Annotated in this window: 19 protein-coding genes; 2 read left to right on the top strand and 17 right to left on the bottom strand. The window is 59.8% G+C overall.

The window, feature by feature from the left end:
- Positions 1-109 precede the first annotated feature (109 nt).
- From hemN to BR41_RS08060, 15 genes are all read right to left on the bottom strand, one after another.
- Entirely contained in the window at positions 110-1,525 is a 1,416-nt protein-coding gene (gene hemN / locus BR41_RS08130; protein WP_035054915.1) for an oxygen-independent coproporphyrinogen III oxidase, read from the bottom strand.
- A gap of 145 nt (positions 1,526-1,670) precedes the next feature.
- A complete protein-coding gene (locus BR41_RS08125; protein WP_035054913.1) occupies positions 1,671-2,048 on the bottom strand; it encodes a type II toxin-antitoxin system VapC family toxin in 378 nt (125 codons plus the stop codon).
- On the bottom strand, positions 2,048-2,284 hold the full coding sequence (locus BR41_RS08120) for a type II toxin-antitoxin system Phd/YefM family antitoxin (protein WP_035054911.1): 237 nt from the start codon (positions 2,282-2,284) through the stop codon (positions 2,048-2,050). The genes BR41_RS08125 and BR41_RS08120 overlap by 1 nt, the downstream gene beginning before the upstream one ends.
- A gap of 125 nt (positions 2,285-2,409) precedes the next feature.
- On the bottom strand, positions 2,410-3,501 hold the full coding sequence (ychF, locus tag BR41_RS08115; RefSeq protein ID WP_035054909.1) for a redox-regulated ATPase YchF: 1,092 nt from the start codon (positions 3,499-3,501) through the stop codon (positions 2,410-2,412).
- A 379-nt stretch (positions 3,502-3,880) separates the two neighbouring features.
- Positions 3,881-4,387 (bottom strand): glycine cleavage system transcriptional repressor, encoded by a 507-nt coding sequence (locus tag BR41_RS08110; RefSeq protein WP_035054907.1) that lies wholly within the window; start codon positions 4,385-4,387, stop codon positions 3,881-3,883.
- A 99-nt stretch (positions 4,388-4,486) separates the two neighbouring features.
- Entirely contained in the window at positions 4,487-4,873 is a 387-nt protein-coding gene (locus tag BR41_RS08105; RefSeq protein ID WP_035054905.1) for a VOC family protein, read from the bottom strand.
- A gap of 15 nt (positions 4,874-4,888) precedes the next feature.
- Entirely contained in the window at positions 4,889-7,756 is a 2,868-nt protein-coding gene (gene gcvP, locus BR41_RS08100) for an aminomethyl-transferring glycine dehydrogenase (protein ID WP_035054903.1), read from the bottom strand.
- Between the two features lie 310 nt (positions 7,757-8,066).
- Positions 8,067-8,453: a glycine cleavage system protein GcvH gene (gcvH, locus tag BR41_RS08095; RefSeq protein WP_035054901.1), complete on the bottom strand. Its 387-nt coding sequence runs from the start codon at positions 8,451-8,453 to the stop codon at positions 8,067-8,069.
- Between the two features lie 92 nt (positions 8,454-8,545).
- Positions 8,546-9,625 carry a glycine cleavage system aminomethyltransferase GcvT gene (gene gcvT, locus BR41_RS08090; RefSeq protein WP_035054899.1) on the bottom strand — a complete coding sequence of 360 codons (1,080 nt, stop codon included), beginning with the start codon at positions 9,623-9,625 and terminating at the stop codon, positions 8,546-8,548.
- 231 nt (positions 9,626-9,856) lie between these two features.
- Positions 9,857-10,264 (bottom strand): hypothetical protein, encoded by a 408-nt coding sequence (locus tag BR41_RS08080; RefSeq protein ID WP_051710483.1) that lies wholly within the window; start codon positions 10,262-10,264, stop codon positions 9,857-9,859.
- Positions 10,265-10,276: 12 nt separating this feature from the next.
- Positions 10,277-10,684: an SRPBCC family protein gene (locus tag BR41_RS08075; protein WP_035054888.1), complete on the bottom strand. Its 408-nt coding sequence runs from the start codon at positions 10,682-10,684 to the stop codon at positions 10,277-10,279.
- Positions 10,685-10,864: 180 nt separating this feature from the next.
- Positions 10,865-12,019, bottom strand: coding sequence for an HNH endonuclease (locus BR41_RS08070; protein ID WP_035054886.1), 1,155 nt, complete (start codon positions 12,017-12,019; stop codon positions 10,865-10,867).
- 143 nt (positions 12,020-12,162) lie between these two features.
- Positions 12,163-12,330 (bottom strand): hypothetical protein, encoded by a 168-nt coding sequence (locus tag BR41_RS24080; RefSeq protein WP_156970608.1) that lies wholly within the window; start codon positions 12,328-12,330, stop codon positions 12,163-12,165.
- A 366-nt stretch (positions 12,331-12,696) separates the two neighbouring features.
- Positions 12,697-12,972, bottom strand: a complete 276-nt coding sequence (locus BR41_RS08065; protein ID WP_035054885.1) for a HigA family addiction module antitoxin — start codon at positions 12,970-12,972, stop codon at positions 12,697-12,699.
- Positions 12,973-12,981: 9 nt separating this feature from the next.
- Positions 12,982-13,263 (bottom strand): type II toxin-antitoxin system RelE/ParE family toxin, encoded by a 282-nt coding sequence (locus BR41_RS08060; RefSeq protein WP_035054884.1) that lies wholly within the window; start codon positions 13,261-13,263, stop codon positions 12,982-12,984.
- A 552-nt stretch (positions 13,264-13,815) separates the two neighbouring features.
- Between BR41_RS08060 and BR41_RS24075 the strand changes: the two genes are divergently transcribed.
- Both BR41_RS24075 and bla read left to right on the top strand, forming a co-directional pair.
- Entirely contained in the window at positions 13,816-14,115 is a 300-nt protein-coding gene (locus BR41_RS24075; protein WP_156970607.1) for a hypothetical protein, read from the top strand.
- 153 nt (positions 14,116-14,268) lie between these two features.
- Positions 14,269-15,159, top strand: coding sequence for a class A beta-lactamase (gene bla / locus BR41_RS08050; protein WP_035054882.1), 891 nt, complete (start codon positions 14,269-14,271; stop codon positions 15,157-15,159).
- A gap of 129 nt (positions 15,160-15,288) precedes the next feature.
- Here bla and BR41_RS08045 read toward each other — a convergent pair whose 3' ends face one another.
- Together BR41_RS08045 and BR41_RS08040 are read right to left on the bottom strand one after the other, a co-directional pair.
- Positions 15,289-15,786 (bottom strand): hypothetical protein, encoded by a 498-nt coding sequence (locus BR41_RS08045; protein ID WP_156970606.1) that lies wholly within the window; start codon positions 15,784-15,786, stop codon positions 15,289-15,291.
- Between the two features lie 1,018 nt (positions 15,787-16,804).
- Positions 16,805-17,794 carry a sulfotransferase family protein gene (locus BR41_RS08040; RefSeq protein WP_035055050.1) on the bottom strand — a complete coding sequence of 330 codons (990 nt, stop codon included), beginning with the start codon at positions 17,792-17,794 and terminating at the stop codon, positions 16,805-16,807.
- Position 17,795 lies beyond the last annotated feature (1 nt).

Here is a 17,795-nt window from a genome sequence, read left to right as displayed (position 1 = left end):
AAGCCGATGTGCTGACGGTGTTCTTCTGTCATAAGGCCATTCGCACCATCGATCTGCGGGTGCAGTTAGACTAGGTTGAGTGTTACCCATGTCTCCCGACAAGTGTTACCTATGTCTCCCGGCTGAACAGCAGGTACCGGTCAAACACCATGGCGATATTGCGGATCAACAGCCGGCCACGCGGCAACACTCGCAGGTGTTTGGCATCCATTGCCAGCAAGCCCTCCGCGGCCAACGCTGCCAGCTGCTTGCGCTCCGGCGCGAAATAGTTGGCAAAGTCGATACGCCATTCCGCCTCTGTGGCAGCGAAATCCAGCTCAAACCCACACATCAATTGCTGGATCACGCTGCGGCGCAGCTCGTCGTCGCGCTCCAGCGCAACCCCACGAAAGATCGGTAGCTGGCCGGCATCGAGCAGGCCGTAGTACTCGTCGATGCCGCGCACGTTCTGGCTGTAGCTCGCGCCGATCTTGCCGATGCCCGATACCCCAAGTGCCAGCAAGTCGATGTCGTCATGGGTGGAATAGCCCTGAAAATTGCGATGCAGTGTGCCAGCACGTTGCGCCACGGCCAATTCGTCATCAGGCAAGGCGAAGTGATCCATACCGATGTAGACGTAGCCGGCAGCGGTCAGCTTGCTGATGGCGAGGCGCAAGATATCGAGCTTGGCATCCAGCGACGGCAAATCGGCATCCATGATCTGGCGTTGCGTCTTGAACAGGTGTGGAAGATGGGCGTAGTTGTAGATCGACAGCCGGTCCGGCCGAGCGGCGATCACCTTGTCCAGCGTCACGCCAAAACCCGCCAGCGTCTGCTTGGGCAGGCCATAGATCAGATCGATGGAAATCGATTTGAAGCCGTGCCAGCGAGCGGCATCGATCACCCGCATGGTTTCCGCTTCGCTTTGCACCCGGTTCACGGCAACTTGCACGACCGGATCGAAATCCTGCACGCCCAGACTCATGCGGTTGAAACCCAGCCGGCCCAATAGCGCGACCGTATCGGCGCTGACTTTGCGCGGGTCGATCTCGATCGAATATTCGCCCTCATCGTCTGGCGCAAAATCGAAATAACTGCGCAGCGTGCCAACCAGATGGACCAGCTGCGCATCCGACAGGAAAGTCGGCGTGCCGCCCCCGAAATGCAGCTGCTCGATGCGTGCCTTGCCGGCGAACAACGGGGCCTGCAGCGCGATTTCCTTATCCAGATAATCTAGATACGTCGCCGCCTTGGCCTTGTTGTTGGTGACGATCTTGTTGCAGCCGCAGTAATAGCAGATGGTGTTGCAAAACGGGATGTGGACGTAGAGCGACAGCGGCCGCTGCGGGCCGACGGCAAAATTGGCGGCGACCGATTGCCGGTAGTCGATCTCGCCAAACTCGGCGTGAAAGCGGTCGGCGGTGGGGTAGGAGGTATAGCGCGGACCGTTGCCGGCCAGCTTTTCGATCAGCGCTTTGTCGAACTGCAGCCCTTGCACATTGAAGGCGGCAGCACGGGCAAGCGCGGTGGGTTCGGGGGAGTTCATGGTCTTGGCCTGGGTCTGAACGACAGTGCGTCCAGTTTAGGGATGCCACCCCAGGCCATTGTTGATGTCAGTCAAGTAATGACATTGGCAAAAAGTACGGGCGCTTCAGCGCCCGGTGTTGCATTGCGGTCCAATCCTCAGTGCATCAAATCAAGGTCGCAAGCTCGGTGTACTGCGCCACGATGCTATCTGCAGTGAGCAAACGCATTGGCTCGGTGATTGCCGTGGCGATGATCAAACGGTCAAACGGGTCCTTGTGATGATTTGCCAATAGCAGCGTGGCTTGGGCATGTTCGCCAGTAACCGGTACTTCAAGGTATCCGCTCTGCTCGGCATTCAACCTGATTTCGGCGAGATCAGCGGCCAGTTTGCCCAAGCCGATCTTGATAGCCAGCTCCCAATAACTGGCGGAGCTCACATAGATATCTGTCGCTCCTTCGATCAAGCGCCGGGCATTCGCCGAGAGTTTCGGATCATCGGCCAGCGACCACAACAACACATGCGTATCGAGCAGAACCCGCATCAGAGCTTGCCTTCGAACAACGCGAGCTCATCTTCGGCAAGGGGCTGATCGAAGTCATCGGGAACGACCAGCCGCCCCTTCATCGCGCCGATGCGCTGGGCTTTGGGCCGGCTAAACGGCACAAGCTTTGCAACCGGCCGACCGTGCTTGGCGATGACAGTTTCCACCCCGTCCTGCGCACCATCCACCAACTGTGACAGCTTGGCTTTGGCTTCCGCGAGCGCAACCATGTTCATGTGCGACCTCCTTATACCAACGACAAAGAATTCTGGTCAATTGTAGTCATTTTTTCACAAAGATAAAAACAAAGCCCTGTAAACACAGGGCTTTGTTAGATCACATCAAGCGCCGCACAGCACGCTTAGACGTTGAACAGGAAGTTCAACACATCCCCATCCTTCACCACGTATTCCTTGCCTTCGGCGCGCATCTTGCCGGCTTCCTTCGCGCCTTGTTCACCCTTGTACTGGATGAAGTCGTCGAAGGAGATCGTCTGCGCGCGGATGAAGCCGCGCTCGAAGTCGGTGTGGATCACGCCAGCTGCTTGCGGAGCGGTGTCGCCGACGTGGATGGTCCACGCGCGCACTTCCTTTACGCCGGCGGTGAAGTAGGTTTGCAGGCCCAAGAGCTTGTAACCGACGCGGATCAGGCGGTTCAGGCCCGGCTCTTCCAGACCGAGTTCGGCGAGGAATTCGGCCTTGTCTGCGTCGTCCAGCTCGGCGATGTCTGACTCGATGGCGGCACAGACGGCGACCACTGGCGCGCCTTCGGCTTCAGCGTGGGCCTTCACCTTGTCGAGCAGCGGGTTGTTCTGGAAGCCGTCTTCAGCCACGTTGGCCACGTACATGGCCGGCTTGATGGTCAGCAGGCACAGCGATTTGACGATGAGCTTTTCTTCTTCGCTGAGGCCAGCCGAGCGAGCCGGTTTGCCTTCATTCAGATGCGGGATGAGCTTTTCCAGCACCGCCACCAGCTTGATCGCTTCCTTGTCGCCGCTCTTGGCTTTCTTGCCATCGCGCTGCAGCGATTTCTCGGCGGTCGCTAGGTCGGCCAGCGCCAGTTCGGTGCCGATCACGATGATGTCGTCGATCGGGTCGATGCGGCCAGCCACGTGCACGATGTTGTCGTTATCGAAGCAACGCACCACGTTGACGATGGCATCGGTCTCGCGAATGTTGGCGAGGAATTGGTTGCCCAGGCCCTCGCCCTTGGATGCGCCCGCCACCAGACCGGCGATATCGACGAACTCGACGATGGCCGGCACGATTTTCTGCGGGGTGATGATGTCGGCCAGCTGGCCCAACCGGTGATCCGGCACTTCAACGATGCCGACATTGGGCTCGATGGTGCAGAACGGGTAGTTGGCAGCTTCGATGCCGGCCTTGGTCAAGGCGTTGAAAAGCGTGGATTTGCCGACGTTGGGCAGACCGACGATGCCGCATTTGAGACTCATGCTGAAACCTTGCTTATCAATGGGTTAGCTACCGCGCACGGGGTGGAATACCGGCCGGGCGGCGCAAAGGCGAGATTCTACCACTCTCCGGCTGCTGTCTTGCTGGGGCATGCCGGTGGCTGCTTGACGGTAGGACGGCGGGTGGCTCAGCCATCGCTTGAAATTCGTAGGGCGGGTTAGTCCTTCGGGCGTAACCCGCCGAACCACGCGGCCGCTTTCCACCATTCTTACGAAGGAAGCTGCATGTTGCACGACCCTCACCCCCGGCCCCTCTCCCACTTTCCCTGAGCAAGGCTAGAAGCCTTGCACGGGATGTGAGAGGGGAGAAAATCGCGCCGTTGGCCCAAGCAACTTTGGCAGCACCCTCGTACTTACCTCGTTATTCGCTCGCCCCAAACTCCACAAACAAATCATCCGACAACGCTTCCAGATCACGCTGCAGCGCATCTACGTCAAAACCTGCCCGTGCCCGCAGCACAGCCGCCGCCTGGAACAACGGATCGCTCGACATCGGAGCGGGCACTACCTCAGAGCTGAAGTTGTCGACGTTGACGCCATGCTTGGCCAACACCTGCGTCACTTCCTTCACGATGCCGATGCGGTCGTGCGCGGTAACGGACAGCATCAGCTCGACCGGGTAATCCTCCGGCTCGCCGCCCTCCACCACCGTCACGCGCAGGTCGGTGAGTTTGGTCAGCGCGGCTTCCAGCGCAGCGCGGTTGGCCGGGTCCAGCTCCACGCGCAGGATGCCGGCGAATTGCCCGGCTAGCCGGCTCATCGATGATTCAAGCCAGTTGGCTTTGTTATCAGCGACAACTTGCGCCAGTTGTTCGACAAGACCCGGCTTGTCTGCGCCGAGGATGGTAAGGACAAGAACGGTGGACATCGAAAATCTCCAGACTGTGTGGTTTCGTAGGGCGGGTTGCTGTGTAACCCGCCGCATCGTGGGTAAACCGTGGCGTGGTTCGGCGGGTTACGCCTTTGGCTAACCCGCCCTACGGGGTGAATTGATAACAACCTCGACATGGTGGCCATCCGGGTCGATCACGAACGCCGCGTAGTAATCCGGCCCGTAGTGTGGCCGTAAACCGGGCCCGCCATCGTCCTGCCCGCCGTGTTGCAAGGCTGCAGCATGAAAATCCGCCACGGCCTGACGCGATGGCGCAGCAAAGGCAAGGTGAAAGCCCGCACCCGGTGCAGCCACGCCGGGCCGCAGCTTGATGCAGAACTGGTCTTGCCCCGCGATCAGGCCATAGCCGATAGCCGTCTCATTGGCGAAGACGCGAATGTAGCCGAGCGCAGCCAGCGTGGCGTCGTAGAAGGCTGCGGCTCGTTCCAGATTGGCAACGCCGAATGAGACGTGATGCAGCATGAGCGCTCCGCCCCTTTAGGCCGCGTACTCATCCATCGGCACACACGCGCAGAACAGGTTGCGGTCGCCATATACATCGTCGATGCGGTTCACGCTCGGCCAGAACTTGTTGTCACGCACCCAGGCGAGCGGGAACACGGCTTGTTCGCGGCTGTAGGCGCGATCCCAGTCGCCCATCACGTCCGCCTGGGTGTGCGGCGCGTTCTTGAGCGGGTTGGCATCGGCGGCCCAGGTGCCGTCTTCCACCTTGGCGATTTCGCCACGGATGCTGATCAGCGCTTCGACGAAGCGATCCAGCTCGGCCTTCGATTCGGATTCGGTCGGCTCGATCATGATGGTGCCGGGCACCGGGAAGCTCATGGTCGGGGCGTGGAAGCCGTAGTCCATCAGGCGCTTGGCGATATCGACTTCGCTGATGCCGGTGGCAGCCTTGAGCGGGCGCAGATCGATGATGCATTCATGCGCCACGCGGCCCTTGCTGCCGGTGTACAGCACCGGGAAGTGGCCGGTGAGCTGCTTGGCGACGTAATTGGCATTCAGCAGCGCGACCGAGGTCGCTTGCTTGAGGCCGCTGCCGCCCATCATGGCGATATACATCCACGAAATCGGCAGGATCGATGCCGAGCCATACGGCGCTGCGGACACCGCGCTCTGGCCGGCGCTCGGCCCCGGCACGGCACGGACCGCGTGGTTCGGCACGAACGGGGCCAGATGCGCCTTGAGGCCGATCGGCCCCATGCCCGGGCCGCCGCCGCCGTGCGGAATGCAGAAGGTCTTGTGCAGGTTCATGTGGCTGACATCGGCCCCGATGAAGCCCGGCGCAGTCAGGCCGACTTGCGCGTTGAGGTTCGCGCCATCCATGTACACCTGACCGCCGAAGCTGTGCACGATGTCGCAAATCTCGCGCACCGCCTCTTCGAACACGCCATGTGTGGACGGGTAAGTGATCATCAGGCAGGCCAGCTCGGCGGCGTGCTTTTCCGCCTTGGCTTTCAGGTCGGCCACATCGACGTTGCCGGCCTCGTCGCAATCGACCACCACCACACTCAAGCCGATCATCTGCGCCGTGGCCGGGTTGGTGCCGTGGGCGGATTTGGGGATCAGGCAGATCTTGCGATGCGCATCGCCGCGCGATTCGTGATAGCGCTGGATGGCGACCAGACCGGCATATTCGCCCTGCGCGCCGGAGTTCGGCTGCATGCAGACGGTATCGAAACCGGTGATCACGCGCAGCCACTCGCCCAGCTCTTCGATCATCGCCACGTAGCCTTCGGTTTGTTCAACCGGGGCAAACGGGTGGATGCGACCGAATTCCGGCCAGGTGATCGGGATCATCTCGCTGGTGGCGTTCAGCTTCATGGTGCAGGAGCCGAGCGAGATCATCGAATGGTTGAGCGCGAGGTCTTTGTTTTCCAGCCGCTTCATGTAGCGCAGCATCTCGTGCTCGGTGTGATAGCGGTTGAACACCGGATGCGTGAGGAAGGCCGATTCGCGCACGAGGCCGGCCGGGATCAGGTTGGCGGCGGAGGCATCCAGCGCGGCCACATCGGCCTTCACGCCGAACACTTGCCACAGCGCGGCGACATCAGCGCGGGTAGTGGTTTCGTCGAAGGAAACGGCCACGGTGGACGCGTCCACCAGCCGCAGGTTGTAGCCGGCGACTTCGGCCTTGGCGAGCAACGCCGCCGCATCGGCCACGCCAATGCGCAAGGTATCGAAGGCCGAGGCATTCTTGGTTGTTACGCCGCCCGCCTGTAAACCGGCCGCAAAAATCGCCAGCAGGCGCGAGGTGCGCAGCGCGATCCGCTTCAACCCTTGCGGGCCGTGATAGACGGCATACAGACCAGCGATATTCGCCAGCAGCACCTGCGACGTACAGATATTGGAGTTGGCCTTCTCGCGGCGGATATGTTGCTCGCGGGTTTGCAGCGCCATGCGCAGCGCGGTCTTGCCACGGGCATCGACCGACACACCGATGATGCGGCCCGGCACCGAGCGCTTGTGCTCGTCCCTCGTGGCAAAGAACGCCGCGTGCGGGCCACCAAAGCCCATCGGCACGCCAAAGCGCTGCGCCGAACCCAAGGCGATATCCGCACCCAGCTCGCCCGGCGACTTCAACAACACCAGCGCCAGCAGATCAGTCGCCACTGCCACGATCGCACCGTTCGCCTTGAGCGCAGTAATGGCCGGAGCCAGATCGCGCACTTCGCCATCGTCGCCCGGGTATTGCAGCAAGGCGCCAAACACATCGGCACCAGCCGCTTCTTCTACCGAACCGATTTGCAGCTCGAAGCCAAAACCATGCGCACGAGTCTTAAGCACGTCCAGCGTTTGCCGGAAGACGGCCTGATCGACGAAGAACACGTTCGATTTGGATTTGGAAATGCGGCGGGCCATCGCCATCGCTTCGGCGGCGGCCGTGGCCTCGTCCAGCAACGAGGCATTCGCCAGCTCCAGCCCGGTGAGGTCGATCACCATCTGCTGGTAATTGAGCAGCGCCTCCAGCCGGCCTTGCGCGATCTCGGCCTGATACGGCGTATAGGCGGTGTACCAGCCGGGGTTTTCCAGCACGTTGCGCAGGATCACCTTGGGGGTGAGCGTGTCGTAATACCCCTGCCCCAACAAGGACGTGCGCACCACGTTGCGCTTGGCGTATTGGCCGATATCCGCCAACGCATCGACTTCGCGGCGCGGCGCGGGCAGCAGCAAATCGGCCGGCAGGCGGATCGCAGCGGGTACGGTTTCGGCAACGAGCGCATCCAGCGAATCAACGTTCAGCGCGGCGAGCATCTCGGCCTGCGCGACGGCATCCGGGCCGATATGGCGGCCGATGAATTCGTCGTGGGCTTCGAGCAGGCTAAGGTTCTGGGTCAGGGTGGTCATGCGGTCAAATCCGTGTAGGGGCTGCACTATCTAAATATCAAGCTACGCGTTCCCCCCTTCTCGAAGGGGGGCTAGGGGGGATTTCTGCGGCATCTCAAATTGAGATGAAGTCGAAATCCTCTGGCTGAGCGAATCAATAGATTCGCACGCTCACAATCCCCCTTTGCCGTACGAATCTATTGATTCGCACAGGCATAAAAGGGGGAAGTAACACCTTGAAGCGCTGCGAATACGCAATTTTGCAAGATCGTAAACAGGTTCTAAAAACCAAACCGCCCGCAAATGCGGGCGGTGGAAACAAGCGGGTCGATCAAGCGCCGATCAGGTCGGTATAGCCGGCAGCATCCATCAGGCCATCCAGCGCATTGGCATCAGCCGGCTTCACGCGGAAGAACCAGGCTTCGCCATATGGTGCGGTGTTGGCGAGTTCCGGCGAGGCAACCAGCTCTTCGTTGATGGCAACCACTTCGCCCGCGATCGGCGCGTAAACATCAGACGCCGCCTTCACCGACTCCACCACGCCCGCCACGGCATGTTCTGCCAGCTGCGCGCCCACTTCCGGCAGTTCTACATAAACCACATCACCCAGCAGCTCTTGCGCGTGATCGGTAATGCCGATGGTGACGGTGCCGTCAGCTTCCAGACGTAGCCATTCATGGGTATCGACGTATTTCAGTTCTGCGGGAACATTGCTCATGTCTTCTTCCTTGTTAGGGTAAGGGGTAGATCGCGAGAGACACGGTGTAGAAGCAGGGGCGGTTTTACCCCTCACTGCTAACACCTCACCTCTCACTCAAATACTTTTGCGCCATTGCGCACGAACGGCATCTTCACGATGCGCGCCGGTTCATTCTTGCCACGGATATCCACGTCGACACGCTCGCTGGCCGCAGCCGGCACGCGCGCCATGGCGATGGAAAGCTTGAGCGTCGGCGAGAACGTACCGCTGGTAATCACGCCATCGCCGGCCGGGGTCTTCACCACTTGGCCGGCGCGCAACACGCCTTTGCCTTCCAGCACCAGACCGACTTGTTTATAAGCCGGGCCGGTGGCCTTTTCAGCTTCGATCACGCTGCGGCCGATGAAATCTCGCTCGGCGGGTTGCCATGCAATCGTCCAGCCCATGCCAGCGGCAAGCGGCGAAACGCCATCATCCATTTCGTGACCATACAGATTCATGCCGGCCTCAAGGCGCAGCGTATCGCGTGCGCCAAGACCAGTCGGGGCGACGCCAGCCGCCAGCAGCGCATCCCAAAACGCCACCGCCACACTCGCCGGCAACATGATTTCCAGGCCGTCTTCGCCGGTATAACCGGTGCGGGCCACGAACCACTCGCCAGCCGGCATGCCCTGGAACACCTTCAGGCTATCGATCAGCGCGGCAAGATGCGGCTTGGCGGCCTTCACCTTGGCAATCGCATTCGGGCCTTGGATCGCGAGCATCGCCAGCTCCGGGCGCTCGGTCACGGTCACATCGAATGCGGCAGCTTGCTGGTTGATCCACGCGAGGTCTTTATCGCGGGTGGCAGCGTTGACGACCACGCGGTAATCCCACGCGGTCTTGTAGACGATCAAGTCATCGATCACCCCGCCCTGCGCATTGAGCATGCCGGAATACAAGGCCTTGCCCTCGAAACCGAGCTTGGCGACATCATTGGCGAGGAGTTTTTGCAGGAAAGCGGTAGCTTGCGGGCCGGAGACATCGACGACTGTCATATGCGAGACATCGAACACGCCCGCATCAGCGCGGACGGTTTCGTGTTCTTTCAGTTGCGAGCCGTAATGGATGGGCAACTCCCAACCTGCGAAATCAACAATCTTGCCACCAGCGGAGACATGGGCTTCAAACAGGGGGGTGCGTTGCGGCATACGGGCCTCACAGGAATTTGGCGGGATTATACGTGACTGCGTTCCGGCAGAGCCGGGCAGTCAGCGACTTCCGATATCCGGTGTGGGGCGGAGTGAAGATTCGTTGGCGGATCAAAACCGATTGGTCAGCTCGGTCCGGCCCAATGCCGCTATCGGGTAGGTTGGCGTTGAGCGTAGCGAAGCCCAACATGGGGACGGTGAACGTGTGGGCTTCATTTCATTCAACCCAACCTACATGCCCCATTGAACCTCTGCGCCGGTCCAATCACCACCCGCGCGGAGGTTTCTAAACTCGGCATTTAACCGCTTGGCCACGTTTGCATCAGCATGCAAACGATCACCGATCGCCAGCTTGATCGCCTCATACCTTGCTCGATCAACAGGAAGCGCCGGATGCGTTTCAATGGGGGCTTCGTTTCGTTTATGCACAGCGTGCCAGCGCAGCCATATCCCCCAATCTTCAAGGACAAGCGCGAGCAGGGCTTCGTCTATCGGCGACACAAGATAGCTATCGCTGTACTCATCGGCGCTGTGATCAAACACCAATTCATAGATATGCGGTACGCCATGCACTTCGGCAACGCCAAGGCGCGGGCCGTCGTAATAGTCGTTGATGGTCAGAACGCGATCCCAAGTCATGCGATGTTCGTGCTACCCGCGCTCCGCCAGCGCCTTCAACGCCGCCAGCACCTCCGGAAAATCCCCCGCAACCATCGGGCCGAATTCCTCGGCATTTTCGCCAAAGATTTGCGTGCGATACACCACTCGCGTGCCGCCCGAAGCCAAGGGAATCAGGCAATGCGCCACGACAACGCGGATGTCGTCGATGACCGTCTCGTCGGTGAATGCTTCGTTCTCATTCACATCGATCAGCGTGCTGGTGAAAGGCTCACTGCCCGGCGGTTGCATGGAAAACGTGGTGCCTTTTGCGAAAGCGCCGAATAGCTCGATCTTCTCAATGCCGGCATTCCATTGCTTCCAACCCGGTACGTCCACAAACAAGCTCCAGATTTTCTCGGGTGTTGCGGTTGTTTCGATGCTGGCTTCTTGGGTCCACATAGGGGGCTCCGGGTTGGGTGTTGGGTTGATCAATCAGTAGGACAATCCCCGAAGAGCAATGCGCCGCATGTTCTGAAACATTACTCGACGCTGCAGGATTGCCAATTGGTAATCTGGAGGAACCATCACTCAACCAACCATACAAAGCATATATTTAGTCCTTCAGATTGCGGCGCTTAGCTACAGGTTCTTAAAGTAGTCGCGATGCAACGCCAACTTGGCAGATATCCCCGTCAACTCTGGGTGGGGCTGGTTGCCACACTTATGCGCGATGTACTCTGGCAACGCTAAATCAAATGCACGCTGCAATTGGCGGTATAGCAAGAGCACGCGTCCTTCGCGCAAGGGGTGGATATCGTCTTCTGTTAGGTTCTCGTAGCTCGCACACTTGATTACCCAATTTAATGATTCCCCCAGATTCAGATTGACCGCAACACCTTCTGGAGTCGGAATTATCATTATAGTTACTGCGTTCGCTTCGCCTACCACCTTCGTGAACAGTGGATTGTTTCCATGCATAATGGACGAGGAACCATTAATCTGCGGTTGACCGTTCTCGTTTCGATACCACAAAGCTTTATATAACTCTTCTGCATACGCCGTCTGCAAAGCCTTACTCCCAAATAACGAATAGGCTACTCCAAGTCCAAGCTTGACTAAAAATCTAAAGTCAAACGGTACGTACATCGCCAATTGAATGTGCTTAGTTTTAGAAATTCGACAAGCCTCATTGAAGTACTTAACCCGAAGTAGATCTAATTCATCGGGAGCCTTAAACCCGATACCCGTTAGAATATCTCCAACCTCGGTGCACATGATCTTCCTGACTCGCCGCCCCTCAAAGGCATCACGGAAAGATAGCAACGAAATAAGTGGGTTTTTCTCGGATCTTTCAGAGAATAAGAAGTAGGCACGACTCTCCGTAGTTTTAGTCGTTCGAGGATTGCCCCCTGTGTACCAAAATAAACGCTCATCATGAGGCCTTACCCAATAAACCTGTTCGCCGAACGGACCAAGCCAAGATTCACATACTTCGCATTCTTGGAGCTGCGGAGGCACAAAATCAGACTTTCCCATACAGACTAGCGGCAAGCCAACGGGACTATTCGGATCGAAAAATGCACGAGCATTCATCCTAAGTCTGTTAGAAACGAACCAGTTCTTTTCAAATCCTGCATCCACAAACAAACCAAGGTTACTATTGCAGGGCTTACATACACTTCGAGTCTTGAAGCAGTCCGGGGCGTAAGCTCCACCCATGAACTGAGGGAATACATGCTCCAGAGTGAACTCGGCCGGGTCTTTGTCTTGGCGACAGTAAATGCATTTACTCATACGGCTCAATTCCTTGATATGTTTGATAATGTTCAATGGTTAATTGATATCCCGGACAAGGTTATGAATGAATCAGTACCGTTACATAAATAAGCTCATAAAATTAATTAACCCGCTATGCGTTAAATGGCTGGCCCCAATTATTAGCGGCAGAAGGCTCCGGATTTGTCGCATATATTGACTAACCAGCTGCGTTGCTGGGGAGTGAGCACAATCGGGCCTACGAGGTTATCTTCCAGGGTGGTTAGTGCTTGATCGATCGCCGATAGCTGCTGACGGTCGAGATGCAGCGAAATCAGGTTTTGAGCCATGCTTCGCACATTGCTTACGACTCTCCAATGTCATTCTTTCTTAAGTGACAGCTTAAGCCTAACTGGCTAGCGCTATCTCATGCAAAGGGGGACGCAAAATTAGAACGGCGGCATGCGCTGCCTCTCCCTCAGTGAACGAAGGTTTTAGCGCCGGCAGCCGTTGGCGCAAGACCGGTTGTTTTTGATGGAACGCGGCTAGCAGCTTGAGTGGCGCAGCCGGGGCAAAAGCGGGCGGGCTTGAGAGTATTTGGCGGACGGGTGCGGCCATTTGATGCGAGGCCGAGTGTTTTTGCGTCGTGGATGGAGGGGTGCAAACCGAGTTCGTGGAACGTACGCAATACCCGTCGCCCACATTCCGCCGCACAGTCATGCAACCAACCGCTCAATCTGCGGCTGGGGTTTTTGTTCTGCCTGCCAAAGATCATAGGCACTCTGCATGCCCTGCCAAACCTCGGCACTCGTTCCCAGCAACGCCGACAGGCGCAGCGCCATATCCGCGCTGATGCCGGCATGCCCATTGAGCAGGCGGGATAGATGCGCTCGCGTCACATGCAGCCGCTTGGCGGCTTCTGTCACGCTGATGCCTTCCAGCCAATCCTGTAACACCTCACCCGGGTGCGGCGGGTTATGCATTCGACTCATGTCGCCCTCCTAGTGATAGTCCTGATAATCAACAAGCTCGATATTTCCGTCTGGCAAAAAGCGAAACGTTATTCGCCAATTGGCATTCACGGTAACTGACCAATAGCCGGCCATATCGCCCTTCAGCGGATGCAGCCGCCAACCCGGCACGTTCACATCTTCTGGTGCGGTCGCCCGGTCGAGCACGCCCAATTGCTTTCTGAGCTTTGCCGCATGATCTGGCCGTATTCCAGCCTTGCTGCCGGAGCGGAAGAAGTCTTCCAAGCCTTTATGGATGAAGCTGGTAATCATGTTGTGCAGTGTATAGCCACACAATACACCTCACAAGCCGATGAGTCTCTTTTCAGATTTGTCTGGCTTACTTCTTGGCGCGAACAGTTTGCGGATGGGTATACCCGTCGCCCACATTCTGCATTGCCACTTGGGTATTGCGTCGCTCAACCCATCCTACAAATGCCCCACGTAGCCCGGACGCGTTCTGCGGCCGGGGTTGGTTCACGTATCCACGGCGGGTGGAACTTGCCCACATTGCCACCCCGGCCGGCAAGCCGTCCGGGCTACGGTCACTGCCTTGACCAAGCCGGCGCGGCTGGGATACTTTTGAGGCGTCGCGTTCAATAGCGCGGCCGGGGTTGAGAGCCCGTGTTACGAAGGTGGACAACCGCCGCTACCCAGCGGTTTTTTATTGTCCGCAACACCCTTGGTGCGTCTTCTTTGGCGGGCTGGGGTGGGGAGCCTTCGGGCTGCCGGTTCCTTCGTACTGGTCTCTCAACCCCGCCTTACGCCCGCCACCTTCGTTTGAGAGCGAAGTGGCGGAGGTTTCCGTATACGAAGGAGGCACTTATGCCCAACCAACCCCAAGGTACACCCGCACCACCCCCACGCCCTATCCCCCGCTTTGCCTACACTTCTCCGTCGCGCACCGGTCACACCTACGATGAAATTGCCAGCTATGGCATGGATAGCGTTGCGGAGTTAGGCCGGCTGTTCCAGATCGTGGCCGCGCTGGTCGAACCGGCTTCCGCCGCGTATCAACTGGCGCAGTCGGGGATTGCCGTTGCATCAGAACGGCGAGCAGCAATCGATCATGCCCGGCGGTCTGCCAAGGCACTGAAGGAATTCACGGAGAAAGACCGGAAGTAAACGGGGTAGGTAGCCCTGTAGGGCGGAACGCCTTTCAAGTGTTCCGCCCTACCCGTCTTGGCGCGTTGCACTAGTTACGCACCGGGAGGCTGACGGGGCGATTGCGGCGCGGGTACATTAGGCGGCCTGTTCTTAGCCTGAGTGAGTTTGAAGATGGATCATTCCCCACATCGTCGGAAATTCCTGCTGGCGGCTGCCGCTGTCCCGCTCATGACCGCTTGCTCCAGCTGGGCGGCCAAGGGGCATGGGCCCTCGTCAATGCAGGCGCGGTTTGCCAAGCTGGAGGCGGACTTGAACGGCCGACTTGGCGTGTTTGCCGTGAACACGGCCAACGGCGCGCAGTTGCAGTACCGAGCTGATGAGCGCTTTGCGTTTTGCAGCACGTTCAAGATGATGCTGGCGTCGGCGATTCTGGCACGCAGCGCGCAGGTGGATGGGTTGCTGCAACAGCGCATTCCGTACGCGCAGGGTGATTTGGTGAGCTATTCGCCGATTACCGAGAAGCATGTTGGCGAGGGCATGGCGGTGGCCGATCTGTGCGCGGCCGCAGTGCAATACAGCGACAACACGGCGGCCAATCTGTTGATCAAGCTGCTGGGCGGGCCGGCTGCCGTGACGGCCTTTGCCCGCTCGATTGGCGATCGGGTGTTCCGCCTGGATCGGTGGGAGACGGCGCTGAATACGGCGATCCCCGGCGACCCGCGCGATACCACCACACCGAAGGCGATGGGCTTGAGTTTGCAACGGCTGGCCTTGGGCGATGCGCTGACGCCACCGCTTGCCACGCAGTTGCAGGACTGGCTGCGCGGCAACACCACCGGCGCGGCGCGGATTCGGGCCGGGGTGCCGGCAGATTGGCAGGTGGGGGATAAGACGGGGACTGGCGATTACGGCAGCGCGAATGATATCGGCGTGGTGTGGCCGCCGCAGGGTGCGCCAATCGTGATCGCGATCTATACCACGCTGCGCGAGAAGGATGGCAAAGCGCGCAATGATGTGATTGCGGCAGCGGCGCGGGTGGTTGCGGATTGGGCGGGGCGTTGAGGCGATGCAGTCGTAGGGCGGATTAGCCCCCGGGGCGTAACCCGCCGGACCATGCCGTGGCAGATCACCCATGCGGCAGGTTACGCAACCCGCCCTACGGTTCGCTGGCCTGATGGGTGATCGCGTCGATCAACCGTTGCTCCCCCCTCCCTTCTTGCCAGCACCGGCACCTGCAGCGGCTGCGGCTCCGCCACCCGCAGCGGCTCCGCTTGCAGGACTCAGCTCTGTGGAATGACGACGCACCAGCGCCCCCTGCGGCACGTAGGTGAAGTATTTGACGCTAGCCTTTTTATTACCAGCCGCACGAAACGCTTGCTCGATTTGCTGATTCTCGGCGACCTCTTCCTTAGTCCGAGCAAAACCAGGAGCGCCTTTCCTTTTTGGATTTGCCACGCCGATATCGTAATCGCTGTGCTCCCCAAACCTTTGTCCGGAATTGAAACCATAGCCGGTGACGGAGCTACCGCGCGTGAAGACAACCTTGTCGCGATTGGCTTGCGCCAATGGTCGGGTCAACGCGCGATAACGATCTTCGCTGGTAAAGCCAAACGGATGTCCCGCCTCTTCGACTACCGGGTGAACGTCGGTCGCGCTTCCGGGTTTCACCTGGGCCGGGCCTTTGGGCATGAGTTTCCGCGGTGCGCTCGCGACCGTACTCCACCCATCGTCTCCAGCCGGAGCAGATGCTGCCGCTGCAGCGCCCAAGTGTGCGTGCGCGGCACGCTTGTCTTCGGGCTTGGAGGAACCGGCCGCTGCGGCCGCCGCAGCCGGAACAGTTGCGGCCCGATGATGGGGGCTCATGTCAGACAGCTGACTACCTGAACCCGCCGCTTCCGTGGCCGCCGCTGCCGCCGCATGCTTGTTTCGCTGGGCTGCAGCGAAGGCGGCCCATCCGGAGCCGCTTCCGCTACCGGCCGCACCACCACCACCACCACCACCACCGCCGCCAATCGCGCCAAACCCCGGGGAATGATGGGGGGAATCGGTGACGGAGGGGGTGGATATGGAAGCAGCCGCTGCTGCGACTGCTTTGGGCCTACCGGGTGATTCAGGTTTGGGGCCAAGACCGGCAGCACTGCCGCTCGCGACTCTCCCCGCTGGCTTCGCACTTTCCGGGGTTTTTGCGGCGCCGGGTTTTGCAGCGGTGCCTGCTTGGGCCGCTCCCGCTCCAGCAGCCGCAGCTGACGCCGTTACAGGTGCTTTGGCCCGTTTGGCCCAATCCCCTTCCGCAGGTTGGGGTTGGGGCTGTGCTTGCACACGTGGCGGGGATTGAGGCCTTGCGGCGGCGACTGGCTTGGCACTGGCCGCGGCTCCTGCTCCGGCCGCAGCTGGATGCTTGGCAGCGCCACTGCCACTTGCCGTGCTCGCGCCACCTTGCTGCGTGGGTTTGGGCTTCGCGAAAAGATCAGCCCATTTTGTGCTTCCACTCTTGCCACTGTTAGCCATATCGCCATCCTGCTTGTTGGTTCGTCCAACGCCAGCATCAAGATAGGACGTTGGCATGGTCACTGCAAACCAGCTGGGCAGGATAAGCACGCGCGATTGGCGGAAGAGGGTGAAGAAGATCAGGGGTAAGGAAGCAGCACGTCGCAGGCCCCCTCACCCCCGGCCCCTCTCCCATAAATGGGCGAGGGGAGACAAACAACTACAAAACCCTGGCCAACCGCAACGCTTCCAGCTCGGCATACGGCCCCCGCGCCCATTGATCCACCGCGGCGCGAATTTCGTCGCTGGCGTCGCGGTGTTTGCTATCGCGGTCGGATTGGAACACTTGATGCGGGTGCTTGGCGTTGTGGCGGCTGCCGTCCTGTGCGATCGGTAAATCGGACTCGGCCAAACCAAAGAAGCTCGCCAGACGGCCGGTGACCCCATCGGGCAACTCGTCGTAATTCACCGCCAGCCCGCCATGCGCCCGGCACTGCTCCAACCCTGCCGCCAGCATGCGGCCGATGGTGCGGGCGACGAATTCGGGGTGGGACATGGCGTTGACCTCATCCTGCGGGAAGGCCAGCGGCGTTGCGCCAATCAGGCCCGGCACCAGATGCATGCCCGGCTGGCGGATTTGCGAGACGACGATTTCCAGCGGGTCGCGATAGAGAAACAGCCACGGCGTGGTGGGGAAGCATTGGCGCAGCAAGGGCAGCTCGAAGATGTTCCAGGCATCCAGCTTCACCACCAGCGCCCGCTCGGTGCCACGGCGGCGCTGGCCATAGGCGGAGAGCATGGCGCGGATCAGCGTGGGCTGGTCGGCGGCGATGGGCGGCGTGGTGTAGTGCGCCCGCAGCAGGGCATCCAGCGGGGACGGTTCGGAGAGCACGGTGTAGCCGGGCAGGCGCGACAGCATGCGGGCAATCAGCGTGGAGCCGCAGCGCGAGGCGTGGAAAACGAACGCGGTCGGGGCGATGCCGGGGCTGCGTTGCTGCCAATCCAGCAAGGCATCGATGGCGGTATCGCGCCGGAAAACTTGGTTGAACGGCCGCCGCAGTGCCAGCTCAGTGCTGTCGCGAAAGAAAGGCTCAGCCAGCGGCTGCGTGCCGAAGCGAGCCCAGTCGATACGCCAGCCTTCGGCATCCAGCCGGGTGCGAATCGGTAGCCAGTCGTGAAAATCCAGCGCGTTGGGGATCAGGGTCGCCATG

The organism is Andreprevotia chitinilytica DSM 18519, from assembly GCF_000711875.1.
GTDB classification, from domain to species: domain Bacteria; phylum Pseudomonadota; class Gammaproteobacteria; order Burkholderiales; family Chitinibacteraceae; genus Andreprevotia; species Andreprevotia chitinilytica.
This window is presented reverse-complemented; position numbering and strand designations above follow the sequence as displayed.